A 14,368-nucleotide genomic window follows, 5' to 3' on the forward strand; every position below is an offset into this window, starting at 1 on the left:
CCCAAAAACGCCCGGACCCGCAGGCGGCAAACACCTGCGGGTCCGGTTCACATCACACGCGGCTCAGGCCAGCGCGAGCGTCACGCAGCCTTGGGCGCGTTGACGTCCGACGGCAGAGCCTTCTGCGCGACCTCGACGAGCGCGGCGAACGCGGTGGCGTCGTTGACGGCGAGCTCGGCCAGGATCTTGCGGTCGACCTCGATGTTCGCCGCGTTCAGGCCCTGGATGAAGCGGTTGTAGGTGATGCCGTTGGCGCGGGCAGCGGCGTTGATGCGCTGGATCCACAGCCGACGGAAGTCACCCTTGCGCTTCTTGCGGTCGTTGTAGTTGTAGACCAGGGAGTGGGTGACCTGCTCCTTGGCCTTGCGGTACAGGCGCGAACGCTGACCGCGGTAACCCTTGGCGGCCTCGAGGATCGCCCGGCGCTTCTTGTGGGCGTTTACTGCCCGCTTGACGCGTGCCACTTTTAACTCCTTGCAGCGGGGCCGTGGTGGTCGTCACACGGCCCGATTTCGATGGGGTCCCGGTCTTCAGACGTACTTACGGCGCACAGGCGCCGGTACGTCACTTGCCGAGAAGCTTCTTGATCTTCGCGGCGTCGCCCGGGGCCATCTCGGCGGTGCCGGTGAGGCGCCGCGTCACGCGGGACGACTTGTGCTCGAGCAGGTGGCGCTTGCCGGCGCGCTCGCGGAGCACCTTGCCGGAGCCGGTGATCTTGAAGCGCTTGCTGGCACCGCTGTGCGACTTGTTCTTCGGCATAGCGCCGTTCTCTCCTCGTCAGTGGCGTTCCGGTGCCCGGTCGTTAAACCGGGCACGGTGGAACGTCATGTGTATGGGTTGGCACCCCAGGGCGTGAGCCCCGGGATCAGACCTGGGAGGACGCCTCGGCCGGAGCCTCGGCGGTCTCTTCGGAGATGTCCTCGTCGTCACCGAGGGCCACGTCACCGACGATGTCCTCGTCGATTCCGTCGACCTCATCGGTCTCCGCGGCGTTCTGCGACTTGCCCGGGTTGGCCTTCGCTTCCGCCTTGCGGGCCGCCTGGGCCTCACGAGCCTCGGCCATCGCCTCGGTCTTCTTCTTGTGCGGACCGAGAACCATGATCATGTTTCGGCCGTCCTGCTTCGGGTTCGACTCGATGAACCCGAGGTCCTCGACGTCCGAGGCGAGCCGCTGCAGCAGTCGGTAGCCCAGCTCGGGCCGGGACTGCTCGCGACCACGGAACATGATCGTGATCTTGACCTTGTCGCCCTGCTTGAGGAACCGGACGACGTGACCCTTTTTGGTGTCGTAGTCGTGCGGGTCGATCTTCGGCCGGAGCTTCATTTCCTTGATGACCGTGTGCGCCTGGTTCTTGCGCGCCTCACGGGCCTTCATGGCCGACTCGTACTTGAACTTCCCGTAGTCCATGAGCTTGCAGACCGGCGGACGAGCGCTCGCCGCCACCTCGACCAGGTCGAGGTCGTACTCCTGCGCAAGCTCCAGGGCCTTGGCAAGCGGAACAATCCCGACCTGCTCGCCGCTGGGACCGACAAGTCGCACTTCGGGAACGCGAATCCGGTCGTTGATGCGGGGCTCGGTGCTGATGGATCCTCCTCGGTAGCACCACACGGCGGTCTGGCGGACCGTCGCGTATGTCTCTGATGACAATGGGACCAACTACCGGGGCACACAAAAAATGCCCCGACGGGACACAGGCGGGGCTCCAAAGGCATACCGGAGCACCGCCGCGGTCAACCGCGGGGCGCACATCGGGCGACTCCATCGTCCGTACGGAACGATGGTGGCCGCCTGACCGGGTGACCCGCCGTCCGTGAGGGCGGTCGGGTGGGAGATCGGAGCCTCCACTTGTGGGCCGGGCACGCAAGTGTCCAGCCGGTCGTTACAAAAGGTTAGCACCAAGTAGGAGGTGGTGCTAACCGCCGGGTACTGGCCGCCCGCACAAAAGGGCCGGGTCCCCGGGGCCTATCGTGTGGGTCATGAGTGAGACCCCTCCCCAGAGTGCCGAGAACGCTTCCCAGGGTGCCGACTTCGACGCCATGACCCGCGACATCGCCGAGGTCCCGGCGGTCGAGGTGATCGTGACGGTCGCCGTGAACCTGATGAGCGCCGCCGCCGTGAAGCTCGGTCTGACCGACGAGGGCGACAAGTACAAGGACCTGGACGAGGCGCGCAAGCTGGTGCACGCCCTCGCCGGTCTGCTCGACGCGAGCACGACGGAGATCAGCTCCTTCCACGCGGCCCCGCTGCGCGACGGCCTGAAGTCGCTCCAGCTGGCGTTCCGTGAGGCGTCCCTCGTCCCGGACGAGCCGGGCCAGGGCCCCGGCGAGAAGTACACGGGCCCGATCTACGGCTAGATCGCGGATCGGGCGCTGAGCGGCAGCACACCGGGAGCGGTCAGTCACCCATGAACCACAGGTAACTGCCCGGCGTCGCGGCGCACGCTGCCAGCAGCTCGGCGAGATCGAGCAGGGCCGCCCTCTGCTGCTCGTCGGTACACAGCTGCGCCAGAGCGACAGCCTCCTGACGGGCGACCTGGGCTTCCTGCTCGTTGAACAGGGTGTCGCCGTACGGATCCACCCAGCCGAGCTTGCCCGAGCCGTGTCGGTCGAGCGCGCTCAGCGCCCTGGCCAAAGCTTCACCGTGCTCGTAGGAACCTCGCAGCCGCGTATCCCGGGGCGACCTCTTGTAGGAGGGGCGTCCCGAGTGCAGCTCCAGTTCGATTCCCATGTCCTGTCCTCAGGACCGCACGTAGAGGGGCTCGCCCGGGGGCGTGGCTCCGGCAGGCAGAAGCGCCAGGTCGAGGCCGCGTACCAGGCGGGCCCTCAGTGTCTCGTCGGCGGCGAGGCGCCCGGCGACCGCCCGGGCGGCGTCGGCCGGGGGCGCGGTCGGATCCAGTACGAGGGCGAGGGTGCCGTCGGCCTGTCCCGGGCCCAGATGGGCGCGGACCACGGCGGGCTCGGCGGCCACGGCGGCCCGTACGGCGTCGACCACGGCGGGATCGGCGAGCGGATCAGCCGTCGTACGCCCCTCGGCCAGCGCGAGCAGCGCGGAGCCGCTCAGCTCGTAGGGCACGGGGCCGGCCAGGTCGAGGACGATCGTGTCCGCCTTCTCGTGCGCGGCTGCCTGGATGGCCTGGTGCAGAGGGACGGCGACGGGTCGGGCGGCCGGGTCCCAGCGGGCCAGCGAGTCGGTGGACGTGAAGGCGGGCAGGGCGGTCCGGTCGCCGGCCTTGAGGGTCGGTACGGCCATGTCGCTGGTCTTCTCGTGGCGAAGGCCGTTCTCGTCCTCCTCGACCTCCCCGAGCACGGCGACGACGGGGACGAGCAGCCGGGCCCCTGTGAGGGCGGCCAGCACCGGTGCGACGGCGGTGCGGTCCTCTGCCCAGGCCGCCAGTGCGGCGCTCAGCCGGGGGTCGGCGCTGCCGTCGTCGTCGGGGAAGCCGGAGTCGGGAATGTTCTTGTTCGCCACGGTGACCGACCCTATCGGGGGATCGCTCCTGGGCCTTCGCCGCCCCGGAAACCTGCCGTTCACCGGTTTCACGGAATTCTCAGTCATCGCTGACACGCATCTAACATTCGCCTAATCAACCGCACAGTCACGGCCGCCAGCATCACGGCATGGCCTCTGAGAGAGCTCCCCGGCGTCGGTCGCTCGTCTATATCGTCCTCGCCTCCGCGGTCGTCATGGGCGCCACGGGCGCGGGCACCGCGTATGTGAAGGCGCAGGCTCACGCGGACGTGGGCCGCGTATCGTCGGCGGCGGCAGCGCCCGTGCGGACCGAAGCGAGCGAGGAGTCGTCGGTGGAACCCGTCGCGGAGCCCACGGTGGAACCGGACACGCTGCTGGCCGAGGCGATGCGGCCGGTGACCGCGGCGGCCGAGGACGGGGCCGAGGTGTCCGTGGCCGTGCTCGACGTCGAGTCGGGTGACAGCGCCGTCTACGGCGACGGGACGTTCGACACGGCGAGCATCGTCAAGGTGGACATCCTGGCGACGCTGCTGCTCAAGGCGCAGGACGACGACCGGAGCCTCACCGCGCAGGAGAAGGCGTACGCCACCTCGATGATCGAGCTCAGCGACAACGCCTCTGCGTCCGCGCTGTGGAAGGCGATCGGTGAGGCAAAGGGTCTCGCCGCCGCCAACAAGCGCTTCGGGCTGACGGACACCGAGGGCGGCGCCGGCATGCTGTGGGGCCTGACCCAGACCACCGCGGCCGATCAACTCACGCTGCTCCAGCAGGTGTTCGCGGCGAGCGGGGAGGCCTCGCAGCTGAACGAGGCGTCCCGGACGTATCTGCGGGGTCTGATGGGCTCGATAGCCGAGGACCAGGACTGGGGAGTGTCGGCCGCGGCTGCCACGAGTACCGCCGGTCGCCGCTTCGCCCTGAAGAACGGGTGGTTGCCGCGTACGGCGACCGGGCTGTGGGACATCAACAGCATCGGGCGGGTGACGACGGCGGACGGGCGGGAGTTCCTGGTCGCGGTGGTGTCGAACGGCAACACGACGAAGGCGAAGGGGGTTTCGCTGGTGGAGGCGGCGGCGCGGGCGGCGGTCTCGGTGTTCGACAGCACGGACGACACCGACACCGACGCAACCACGAACGCGGCTGCGACCACGACTAAGACCACCAGCTCGACTGTTGCCGGTGTCACGAAGTCCGGTACCGCCAGCGGTTCCTGACGGCGGGTCAGGCCCTCCGGTCAGCCACCGCCCGCGGCCCGCCTCCCGGGCTCAGAAGCTGTCGTCGTAGGAGTCGTGGGCCGGGTGGTCGGCCGTTCTGCGGCGACCGCGCCACAGGGGGACCGCCGCGATCAGGAGGACCACACCGAGGCCGCCGGCGACGGCACCGGTCCAGTTGGAGCTGTCGTCCTCCAAGGGCGCCGCGTCCGGGCCCGCACCGAAGTACTCCTTGCCGTACGCGGTCGACTTCAGTCCTTCCGGCTTCAGCTTGGCCGCCGCCCTGAGGGCCGCCGCGGGGTCGATGAAGCCGAAACCGCGGGAGTCGTCCCGGCCGCGGTTCGGCGCGTTGCGGGCCGTGTCCTCCAGGAGCTTCTTGATCTGGGCGGGGGTCAGTCCGGGGTGGGCGGCCTTGATGAGGGCGACGGCGCCGGAGACGAACGCGGCGGCGGCGCTCGTGCCCCAGCCCTCGTAGTAGCGGTGGTCGGGAGCGGCGATGACGACGTCCACGCCCGGGGCGCTGACCGTGGCGTACCAGCGGCGGGTGGAGAAGGACGCGCGGGTGCCGTACTTGTCCACGGCGGTCGCGGCGATGACGCCGGGGTACGCGGCCGGGTAGGAGATGTGGTCGCCCTTCTCGCCGCCGTTGCCGGCCGAGGCGACGACGACGGCGCCCTTCTTCAGGGCGTACTGGACGGCCTCGTCCTCGGCGGGCTCGGGATGAGCGGACTTGGAGTCGTCGCCCAGGGAGAGGTTGATGACGTCGGCGCCCTGGTCGGCGGCCCAGCGGATGCCTTCGGCGAGGGCGTTGCCGCGGGTGTTGCGGGCCTTGCCACGGGCCGAGTCGCCGTCTTCGAGGATGACCCGGATGGGCAGGATCTTGGCCTCGGGAGCGATACCGAGGACGCCGTCACCGTTGTCGTAGCCGTGGCCGTGACCTGCGATGATGCCGGCCATGGCGGTGCCGTGCTTCGCCCAGGACGCGTCGCCCTGGCTCGCTCCGAAGCCCACCATGTCCTTGCCTTCGAGGACGTTGCCGATGAGATCGGGGTGGTCGGCCTCGACGCCGGTGTCGAGCACGGCGACGGTGATGCCCTTGCCCTTGGTCGTCCGCCAGGCCTCCTGTGCGTGCATCGCGTCCAGGGCCCACTGCTGGGCTCGGATGCTGTCGGCGTACGCGCTGGTGGCGGGCAGGAGGGTGAGGGAACCGGCGAGGAGGAGGACGAGGAGCCCGCTTCGGGCTGTGCGGGTGCGGGTCATGACGGCAGTTTCGCGGCCGAGCCGACGGTCTTTCGCAGCGCCCGTTCGACGCGGTCGGCCAGGCCCTTCGCCTCGTGACCCAGGCCCGCCTGGGCGATGGCCGTGGCGGCGCCGGACTCCATGGTTTCCTCGGCGGGCTGCGGGGCGTCGACACCGCGGCCGTCGGCCCAGCCGGAGACGGCGTAGGTGACGACGGGGGCGTCGGTGAGGACGGAGATGGTCCAGGAGGCGCGCTGGGCGTCCCCGAAGTCGTCGGCGACGGTGTTCTTCGCGGCGTACGGGCGGGGCATCAGGTCGGTACGTCGGTCGAGGTGCTCGTTGCTGAAGCGGGTGCGCAGGGCGTTCATCGCGGCGGCGTCGGCCTTGGTGAAGAGCAGGCCGACGGTGGTGACGTAGCTCTGGGTCTCGTCGGTGTAGGTGGCGCGCAGGAGGCGCTGGCAGCCCACGGGGGCGAGGGCCTTGCGCAGCAGCGGGTCGAAGGCGTCGGCGCAGCCGGTGTCCGGGGCTACGGCGATCCGGATCCAGGTCCGGTCGGCGCCGCCGGGGCCGGCTCCGTCGCCCTCGACGGTGGGCGGGAAGAGCTGGTCCACGGGGACGCTGTGCCAGAGCGACCCGGCCGCGGTGAACGTGGTGCGCGCACCGGCGTCCCCGGAATCGTCCCCGGTCAGCCAACTCCCGGTCAGCGCACCGCCGATGAGCCCGAGCCCGAGCACGGCACAGCCGACGGCGAGCAGCGCCCGCCCGCTGAAGGAGCGGGGCCTGGTCTCCGCCCCGTACACGTCGGGTTGCGCGAGCGAGACGACGGGCCGCCCGGAACCGACGGTCCCGCTGTCGCCGTAGGGGGCGCTCCAGGAGAGGGCGGGGTCGGGCATGCCGGCCGCGGAGGGCACGTTCGTGGGTCGCGGAGGGCCGGCGGGCGCCGCGGGCATCTCCCCGGCGTCCGGCCGCCTGCCGGGCCCCTGAGACGGGTCGGCGACGGGCGGGTTCGGCCGGTACGAGTGGCCGACGGGGGCGCTCACGGCACCGGGGCGGCCGCTCGACGGGCCGGTCGTGGACGGGTCCGCGAGGTACGGGCGCCCGGCGGGCGTGTTCGCGGGTGCCGGGGGTGTCGCGGCTGTGCCTGTATGGGCGCTCGACGCCGGGGACGGGCTGGGCCGGTAGGGACGGCCGACAGAGGTGTTCCCGGCACCCGGGCGGCCGGTCGGCGCCTGCGGCGGGTCGGTGGCGGGCCGATCCCCGAGATACGGCCGGCCGGCGGGGGCACTCGCAGGGCGCGAGGGGTCGTTGGGCGCCGGGGGTGTCTCGGCGGTGCCGGGACGGGCGTCCGACGTTCGGGGCGTACTCGGCCGGTAGGGGCGGCCGTCGGAGGCGTTCCCGGTCCCCAGGCGGCGGGTCGGCGCGTCGGCCGCGGGCGGATCGGCGAGGTACGGGCGGCCAACGGGGCCGACGGAGGCGTCCCCGGCACCCGGGCGGCCGACGGGGGCGTTCGCCGGGCGCGGAACATCGGCCGGAACCGAAGGTGTCTCGGCGGAGCCCGGACGGGCGGCCGGTGTTCGGGCGGAGTGGTCGGCAGGCGCGTTCGCGGGGCGCGGAACGCCAGCGGGCGCCTGAGGGGTCTCGGGGGAGCCCGGACGAGCGCTCGACGCCTGGCCAGAGCGGCCCGCAGGCGCGTTCGCGGGGCGCGGACCACCGGACGTCGAGGGGGCCTCGGCGGAGCCCGGACGAAGGCTCGACGCCTGGCCAGAGCGGCCCGCAGGCGCGCTCGCGGGGCGCGGACTACCGGACGTCGAGGGGGCCTCGGCGGAGCCCGGACGAGCGCTCGACGCCTGGCCAGAGCGGCCCGCAGGCGCGTTCGCGGGGCGCGGACCACCGGTGGGCGCCGGAGGCGTCTCGGCGGTGCCGGGGCGGGCGGCCGGTGTCCGGGGCGGGGTGGGGAGGTACGGGCGGCCGATGGGGGCCAGGGGCTGGTCCGGGGTGCGGGGCGCTGTCCTGGGCGTGGTGGGGGGCATGTCCGAGGAGCGCGTCTGCGGACCGGCGGTCGGTCTACGGGTCGGGGCGGGGGGTGCCTCGGTGGGGCGCGGCGGAGGCATGCGCAGGCGCCTGGTGGTCTCGGGTTCGGTGTGGGCGAGGCCTGCCGGGCGCCAGGGAGCCACGGGCGGCTGGTGGGCCGGGAGCGGCGGCAGGTCGGGCCGGGGGCGCGGTGTCGTCGGCCCGCCGGCCACCGGGGGCGCGTCGGGGAGGCGGGCCGAGGAGGGTGGCGGGGGCGGGGCTATGGGGCCGTCGGCTTCCCGGGACGGAGCTCGCAGGTGCGGGAACCGGGGCGGGGCAGCGTCCTTCGAGGCGCTCGGCGTCCGCGCGGGGGCGGCCGGTGCGCCGGGGGGCGTGGAGGCGGGGGTCACGGAACCTGACGCCCTGCCAGACGCACCGGGCGTACGCCCTGACATGCTCGCCGCGTCACCGGTCGCGAGGGGCCCCCGGCCCGCGCTGTCGCGCCGTCTCGCCCGCTCCAGGCGCGCCTTGCGCAACTCGCGTGTCTCCAGCCGTACCGTCCGTCGCGCCCGTACCGTCCGTGACCGGCGGCTCGGTCGGCGGTGGCGGGGTGGCCGGGCGCGGAGGGATGGAGGCGCGCCGCGCTTCCGTGCTCATGCACCCCCCGTTTCCTCGTACCGGCGCAGGGCCGGCGGAGTCCGTGCGGCGCGGAACGCGGCCGTCCCGGGCACGCATACCCGCGCGGGCGTACCGCCATCCGGGCGCGTACCTCCGCGCGCGGTGGCTCCTCCCTGCGTGAAGCGTCACTCTACGGGCTGACACCCACCGAACGGGAACCGGTCCGCGGCACCGGGGGCTTCTGCCCGGATCATCCCCTGCCCTGCGGTAATCGTGTCCACCAGGGCTTACGCCCCCGCCGGGGTGCGGCGAGGGCGGGGCGAGGCCGGTGCCTACACAGGTGTGACGTACGCGCCCGCGATGCCACCGTCGACCAGGAAGTCGGTGGCGTTGACGAACGACGAGTCGTCGCTGGCCAGGAAGGCGACAGCGGCGGCGATCTCGTCGGCCTCGGCGAACCGTCCGACCGGGATGTGGACGAGCCGTCGGGCGGCGCGCTCCGGGTCCTTGGCGAACAGTTCCTGAAGGAGCGGGGTGTTGACCGGCCCCGGGCAGAGGGCGTTGACGCGGATGCCCTCCCGGGCGAACTGCACGCCCAGTTCACGAGTCATGGCGAGGACGCCGCCCTTGGACGCGGTGTACGAGATCTGGGACGTGGCCGCGCCCATCCTCGCCACGAACGAGGCGGTGTTGATGATCGAGCCCTTGCCCTGGCGCCGCATGTAGGGGATCGCCGCCTTGCAGCACAGGAAGACGGAGGTCAGGTTGACCTCCTGGACGCGCTTCCAGGCCTCCAGGCCGGTGTCCAGGATGGAGTCGTCGTCGGGCGGCGAGATGCCGGCGTTGTTGAACGCGATGTCGACGCTGCCGTAGGTGTCGTACGCCGTCTTGAAGAGCGCCTCGACCTGCTCGGGGTCGGTGACGTCGACCTTGACGAAGATCCCGCCCACCTCGTCGGCGGCGGCCTTGCCACGTGTCTCGTCGACGTCGCCGCAGACGACGTGGGCACCCTCGGAGGCGAGCCTGCGCGCGGTGGCGAGGCCGATGCCGCTGCCGGCACCGGTGATGACGGCGGTACGGCCGACAAGGCGTCGGCAGACGGCGGCTTCGCCGGTGGAGGTCGTTGGCGTCGATTCGGTCACTGTGCGGGGCCTTCCGTGCTGATGAAGACGTTCTTCGTCTCGGTGAATGCGGTGAGGGCGTCCGGGCCCAGCTCGCGGCCGATCCCGGACTGCTTGAAACCGCCGAAGGGGGTCGAATAGCGCACGCTGGAGTGCGAGTTGACGGACAGGTTGCCTGCCCGGACGGCCTGCGACACGCGCAGGGCGCGGCCCACGTCCCGGGTCCAGATGGAGCCGGAGAGGCCGTAGTCGGTGCCGTTGGCGAGCGCCACGGCGTCCGCCTCGTCGTCGAACGGGATGACGACGGCGACGGGGCCGAAGACCTCCTCGACGGCCACGCGCGCGTGCGGGTCGACGTCGGTGAGGACGGTGGGCGGGAACCAGAAGCCGGGGCCCGTGGGTGCCTCGCCCCGGATGCCGGTCAGGTCGTCGGTGACGTACCCGCGTACGCGGTCCAGTTGGGCCCTGGAGATCAGTGGGCCCATCTGGGTCTTCTCGTCCGCCGGGTCGCCGACGAGGACGGACTCGACGGCGGGCGCGAGGAGGCCGAGGAAGCGGTCGTACACGGAGCGCTGGACGAGGATGCGGGTGCGGGCGCAGCAGTCCTGGCCGGAGTTGTCGAGGAATGCCATCGGTGCTGCCGCGGCGGCGGCCTCGATGTCCGAGTCTGCGAAGACGATGTTGGGGCTCTTGCCGCCGAGTTCGAGGGTGACGCGCTTGAGGAGCGCCGACCCCTTCGCCAGCACCTGTTTGCCCACGCCGGTCGACCCGGTGAAGACGATCTTCGCAACGCCCGGGTGTTCGACGAGCGCGTTTCCGGCGACGGGACCGTGGCCCGGCAGCACCTGGAACAGGCCCTCCGGCAGGCCTGCTTCCAGGGCGAGTTCGGCGAGGCGCAGGGCTGTCAGGGGGGTGGTCTCGGCGGGCTTGAGGATCACCGCGTTGCCCGCGGCGAGGGCGGGGGCCGTGCCCCAGGCGGCGATCGGCATGGGGAAGTTCCAGGGCGCGATGACGCCGACGACGCCGAGCGGTTCGAGGAAGGTGATGTCGAGGCCGCCGGCGACCGGGATCTGCCGCCCGGTCAGCCGCTCCACTCCCCCCGCCGCGTAGTCGAGCAGGTCTCGGACGTTGCCTGCCTCCCAGCGCGCGTTGCCGATGACGTGCCCGGCCTCCCGCACCTCCAACCGGGCCAGTTGTTCGAGGTGTTCGTCGACGGTGGCCGCGAAGCGGCGCAGCAGACGGGCGCGGTCTGCGGGCGCCAGGGCGGCCCAGCGCGCCTGTGCGTGCGTGGCCCGTACGACGGCCGCGTCGACGTCCTCCCGGGTGGCGGCGGGGACGGTGGCGACGACGTCCTCGGTGGCGGGGTTGAGGACGCGAAGCTCACGCTCGTAGGCGAGTTCGCGCTCATGCTCGTACGACAAGAAAGGACCTCTCACAAACGTTCGAAGGAGCGGCGAAGCTCCCAGTCGGTCACCGCGGCGTCGAAGGCGGCGAGTTCGACGCGTGCCATGTTGCGGTAGTGGGCGACCACCTCGTCACCGAAGGCGGCCTGGACGATGGGGCTGTTCTCCCACAGCTCGGCGGCCTCGCGCAGGGTGGTGGGGACGTGGGCGTAGTCGCCGGCGTAGGCGTTGCCCGCGCACACCTCGGGCAGCTCCAGCTTCTGCTCGATGCCGTACAGCCCTGCCGCGACCAGACCGGCCACGGCGAGGTACGGGTTGACGTCACCGCCGGGCAGCCGGTTCTCGAACCGCATGGAGCGGCCGTGGCCGACCACCCGCAGCGCGCAGGTGCGGTTGTCGTACCCCCAGGCGACGGCGGTCGGCGCGAACGAGCCGGGCTGGAACCTCTTGTACGAGTTGATGTTGGGCGCGTAGAGCAGCGAGAAGTCCCGGAGCGCGGCGAGCTGCCCGGCGAGGAAGTACCGCATCACCTCGGACATGCCACCGGGGTCGGCCGCGGTGCCCGCCATGACGTTCGTGCCGTCGGCGTCGGCGAGCGAGAGGTGGATGTGGCAGGAGTTGCCCTCGCGCTCGTTGTACTTGGCCATGAAGGTGAGCGAGACGCCCTCCTGGCTGGCGATCTCCTTGGCGCCCGTCTTGTAGACGGCGTGCTGGTCGCAGGTGACGAGAGCGTCGTCGTACTTGAAGGCGATCTCGTGCTGGCCGGGATTGCACTCGCCCTTGGCGGACTCGACGGTCAGTCCGGCGGCCGTCATCTCGTTGCGGATGCGGCGCAGCAGGGGTTCGATACGCCCGGTGCCGAGGATCGAGTAGTCGATGTTGTACTGGTTGGCCGGGGTCAGTCCGCGGTAGTGGGCGTCCCAGGCCTGCTCGTAGGTGTCCTTGAAGACGATGAACTCGAGTTCCGTGCCGACCTTCGCGGTGAACCCGTGTTCGGCGAGCCGGTCCAGCTGGCGGCGGAGGATCTGGCGGGGCGCGGCGACGACCGGTGACCCGTCGTTCCAGGCGAGGTCGGCGACGAGGAACGCCGTACCCGCGTTCCAGGGCAGCCGGCGGAGTGTGGAGAGGTCGGGGTGCATGGCGAAGTCGCCGTACCCCCGTTCCCAGGAGGACATCTCGTAGCCGTCGACGGTGTTCATCTCGGTGTCGACGGCAAGGAGGTAGTTGCAGCCTTCGGTGCCGTGCTCCAGGACGTCGTCGAGGAAGAAACGGGCGGCGAACCGCTTGCCCTGGAGCCGCCCTTGCATGTCGGGGAAGGCCAGGACAACAGTGTCGATCTCTCCGCTCGCGACGAGGGCGTGCAGCTCCTCGACGCTGAGCGGGGGTGTGCGGTCTGCCACGGGAAAACCTCCTTCGGCTTCTTCGGTCAGCCGGAAGCCATAAGGTATTGCGGAGAACCATTGCTTGGGAAGGGGGTACGGCCAGATGTCGCTGGACGCGGAGGACGGCTTGGAGGACCGGTTGACGCCGGTGCTGCGGCCCGTGCGGGCGGGCAACGGCTTCGAGGAGGCGCTGGAACAGATTCTCCAGGTCGTACGACTGGGCCTGGTGCCGGGCGGCGAGCGGCTGCCGGCCGAGCGTGAACTCGCCGAGCGGCTCGGCATCAGCCGGGTGACGCTGCGCGAGGTGCTGAAGGTGCTCCAGGACCAGGGGCTCGTGGAGTCGCGGCGCGGCCGGTACGGCGGCACGTTCGTGCTGCCGCGCGGCGGGGCGGGCGAGGACGAGCTGCGACGGCGGATCAGCACGGTCGACATCGAGGACGTGCTCCGCTTCCGCGAGGTGCTGGAGGTGGGCGCGGCGGGCCTGTGCGCGCAGCACGGGCTGTCGGCCGAACAGGGGAGCCGGCTGCGGGAGGCGCTGGCGCGCACCCAGGACGCCCCGCTGCCGGACTACCGCCGCCTGGACACCCTGCTCCACCTGACCCTCTCCGAGCTGTGCGGCTCACCGACGCTGACCTCGCAGTACGCGGCGGTACGGGCGACGGTGAACGACCTGCTCGACTGCATCCCGCTGCTGGTGCGCAACCTGGAGCACTCCCAGCGGCAGCACGCGGCACTGGTGGACGCGGTGCTCGACGGAGACGCGGACGGGGCGCGGGCGATGATGCGGGAGCACTGCTCGGGGACGGCGGCGCTGCTCCGGGGGTTCCTGGCCTGAACAGGGTTGCCACCCGGGGCGAGGGTCGGCAATGGTATGGCCGTACGCCATTGGATGCTTGGGTTGCCATCGGACGCCAGGAGAGCCTCGTGACCACGACCGGACGACGACCGCTCATCGGCGTCAGCACGTATCTGGACTCCAGCACGCGCTGGGGTGTGTGGAACCTGCCCGCGGCGCTGCTGCCGGCCGGGTATCCGAGGCTCGTGCAGCGGGCCGGGGGCCTCGCCGCGATGCTCCCGCCGGACGACCCGGCACACGCCGCCGCGACGGTCGCCCGGCTCGACGGTGTCGTGATCGCGGGCGGCCCCGATGTCGATCCCGGCCGGTACGACGCCGAGCGCGACCCCCGCACGGGCCCACCCGCCGAGGCGCGGGACGCCTGGGAACTCGCCCTGATCGAGGCGGCGTTGGCATCGGGCACCCCGCTGCTGGGCATCTGCCGGGGCATGCAGCTGCTGAACGTCGCCCTGGGCGGCACGCTGGTCCAGCACATCGACGGCCACGCGGAGACACCGGGCGTCTTCGGCCACCACTCCGTGAAGCCGGTACCGGGGACGCGCTACGAGGAGGCGGTACCGGAGGAGACGTCGGTGCCGACGTTCCACCATCAGGCGGTGGACCGCCTGGGGAGGGGGCTGATGCCCTCGGCGTACGCGGCGGACGGCACGGTGGAGGCGGTGGAACCGGGGGACGGCGGGCCGGGCTGGGTGCTTGGGGTGCAGTGGCACCCGGAGATGGGGGACGACGTGCGGGTGATGGCAGCGCTGGTCCTTGCAGCCCGTCTGGGGGTCCCCCCTCTGGGGGAGTTTGAGGACAAGGCCCGTTCAGGGCCGTAGGGGGGTCTGGCGGCACATCCCCCACGAACGGGATGGGACGGGTAGGGGCGGAGGACTTCACAGTCCCCAGGGTGTGGACGCGAAAAACTCACCGAATCTGTGGAGGACGGCCGTAACCCGGCCCGCATTCGAACAGCGGGTTGCGGTGCGGCAACGCCCGGCGGGCGCCGGAACCGGCGGGGAACCGGCCGCGGCGGCTCAGGAGTCCGCGGGAGAACGGCGAAAGGCGCCCTCGGGACCTTGT

General features: G+C 71.7%; 14 protein-coding genes. 4 read left to right on the forward strand and 10 right to left on the reverse strand.

Features of this window, described 5'->3' with window-relative positions:
- Window positions 1-80: 80 nt before the first annotated feature.
- The 3 genes from rplT to infC all read right to left on the reverse strand — a co-directional run bounded on the left by rplT (window position 81) and on the right by infC (window position 1,609).
- Window positions 81-464: a 50S ribosomal protein L20 gene (rplT, locus tag STRTUCAR8_RS04795; RefSeq protein WP_006374312.1), complete on the reverse strand. Its 384-nt coding sequence runs from the start codon at window positions 462-464 to the stop codon at window positions 81-83.
- A 100-nt stretch (window positions 465-564) separates the two neighbouring features.
- A complete protein-coding gene (rpmI, locus tag STRTUCAR8_RS04800; protein WP_006374321.1) occupies window positions 565-759 on the reverse strand; it encodes a 50S ribosomal protein L35 in 195 nt (64 codons plus the stop codon).
- 106 nt (window positions 760-865) lie between these two features.
- On the reverse strand, window positions 866-1,609 hold the full coding sequence (gene infC / locus STRTUCAR8_RS04805; RefSeq protein ID WP_078507111.1) for a translation initiation factor IF-3: 744 nt from the start codon (window positions 1,607-1,609) through the stop codon (window positions 866-868).
- A gap of 368 nt (window positions 1,610-1,977) precedes the next feature.
- Between infC and STRTUCAR8_RS04810 the strand changes: the two genes are divergently transcribed.
- Window positions 1,978-2,355, forward strand: a complete 378-nt coding sequence (locus STRTUCAR8_RS04810) for a DUF1844 domain-containing protein (RefSeq protein WP_006374324.1) — start codon at window positions 1,978-1,980, stop codon at window positions 2,353-2,355.
- A gap of 40 nt (window positions 2,356-2,395) precedes the next feature.
- Here STRTUCAR8_RS04810 and STRTUCAR8_RS04815 read toward each other — a convergent pair whose 3' ends face one another.
- Both STRTUCAR8_RS04815 and STRTUCAR8_RS04820 read right to left on the reverse strand, forming a co-directional pair.
- Window positions 2,396-2,728: a hypothetical protein gene (locus tag STRTUCAR8_RS04815; protein ID WP_044471641.1), complete on the reverse strand. Its 333-nt coding sequence runs from the start codon at window positions 2,726-2,728 to the stop codon at window positions 2,396-2,398.
- 9 nt (window positions 2,729-2,737) lie between these two features.
- Window positions 2,738-3,469: an SseB family protein gene (locus STRTUCAR8_RS04820; protein ID WP_006374325.1), complete on the reverse strand. Its 732-nt coding sequence runs from the start codon at window positions 3,467-3,469 to the stop codon at window positions 2,738-2,740.
- Between the two features lie 149 nt (window positions 3,470-3,618).
- Between STRTUCAR8_RS04820 and STRTUCAR8_RS04825 the strand changes: the two genes are divergently transcribed.
- Complete coding sequence (locus tag STRTUCAR8_RS04825; RefSeq protein ID WP_006374322.1) at window positions 3,619-4,680, forward strand: serine hydrolase; 1,062 nt, start codon at window positions 3,619-3,621, stop codon at window positions 4,678-4,680.
- Between the two features lie 51 nt (window positions 4,681-4,731).
- Here STRTUCAR8_RS04825 and mycP read toward each other — a convergent pair whose 3' ends face one another.
- The 5 genes from mycP to STRTUCAR8_RS04850 all read right to left on the reverse strand — a co-directional run bounded on the left by mycP (window position 4,732) and on the right by STRTUCAR8_RS04850 (window position 12,468).
- Window positions 4,732-5,937 carry a type VII secretion-associated serine protease mycosin gene (mycP, locus tag STRTUCAR8_RS04830; RefSeq protein ID WP_006374320.1) on the reverse strand — a complete coding sequence of 402 codons (1,206 nt, stop codon included), beginning with the start codon at window positions 5,935-5,937 and terminating at the stop codon, window positions 4,732-4,734.
- Window positions 5,934-8,336, reverse strand: coding sequence for a hypothetical protein (locus STRTUCAR8_RS55045; RefSeq protein WP_277814642.1), 2,403 nt, complete (start codon window positions 8,334-8,336; stop codon window positions 5,934-5,936). Before STRTUCAR8_RS55045 ends, mycP begins: the two co-directional genes overlap by 4 nt.
- 540 nt (window positions 8,337-8,876) lie before the next feature.
- The gene (locus STRTUCAR8_RS04840; RefSeq protein WP_006374317.1) at window positions 8,877-9,686 is read right to left on the reverse strand and encodes a 3-oxoacyl-ACP reductase; all 810 of its coding nucleotides are present in this window, start codon (window positions 9,684-9,686) and stop codon (window positions 8,877-8,879) included.
- A complete protein-coding gene (locus STRTUCAR8_RS04845; protein ID WP_006374319.1) occupies window positions 9,683-11,086 on the reverse strand; it encodes an aldehyde dehydrogenase family protein in 1,404 nt (467 codons plus the stop codon). Before STRTUCAR8_RS04845 ends, STRTUCAR8_RS04840 begins: the two co-directional genes overlap by 4 nt.
- Before the next feature lie 11 nt (window positions 11,087-11,097).
- Entirely contained in the window at window positions 11,098-12,468 is a 1,371-nt protein-coding gene (locus STRTUCAR8_RS04850) for a glutamine synthetase family protein (RefSeq protein WP_006374311.1), read from the reverse strand.
- A gap of 85 nt (window positions 12,469-12,553) precedes the next feature.
- On the opposite strand from STRTUCAR8_RS04850, the gene STRTUCAR8_RS04855 reads away from it, so the two are divergent.
- Window positions 12,554-13,285 (forward strand): FadR/GntR family transcriptional regulator, encoded by a 732-nt coding sequence (locus STRTUCAR8_RS04855; protein WP_006374323.1) that lies wholly within the window; start codon window positions 12,554-12,556, stop codon window positions 13,283-13,285.
- Between the two features lie 89 nt (window positions 13,286-13,374).
- Window positions 13,375-14,124, forward strand: coding sequence for a gamma-glutamyl-gamma-aminobutyrate hydrolase family protein (locus STRTUCAR8_RS04860; protein ID WP_006374315.1), 750 nt, complete (start codon window positions 13,375-13,377; stop codon window positions 14,122-14,124).
- Window positions 14,125-14,368 lie beyond the last annotated feature (244 nt).

It is taken from the genome of Streptomyces turgidiscabies Car8, assembly GCF_000331005.1.
Taxonomy (GTDB): Bacteria; Actinomycetota; Actinomycetes; order Streptomycetales; family Streptomycetaceae; genus Streptomyces; species Streptomyces turgidiscabies.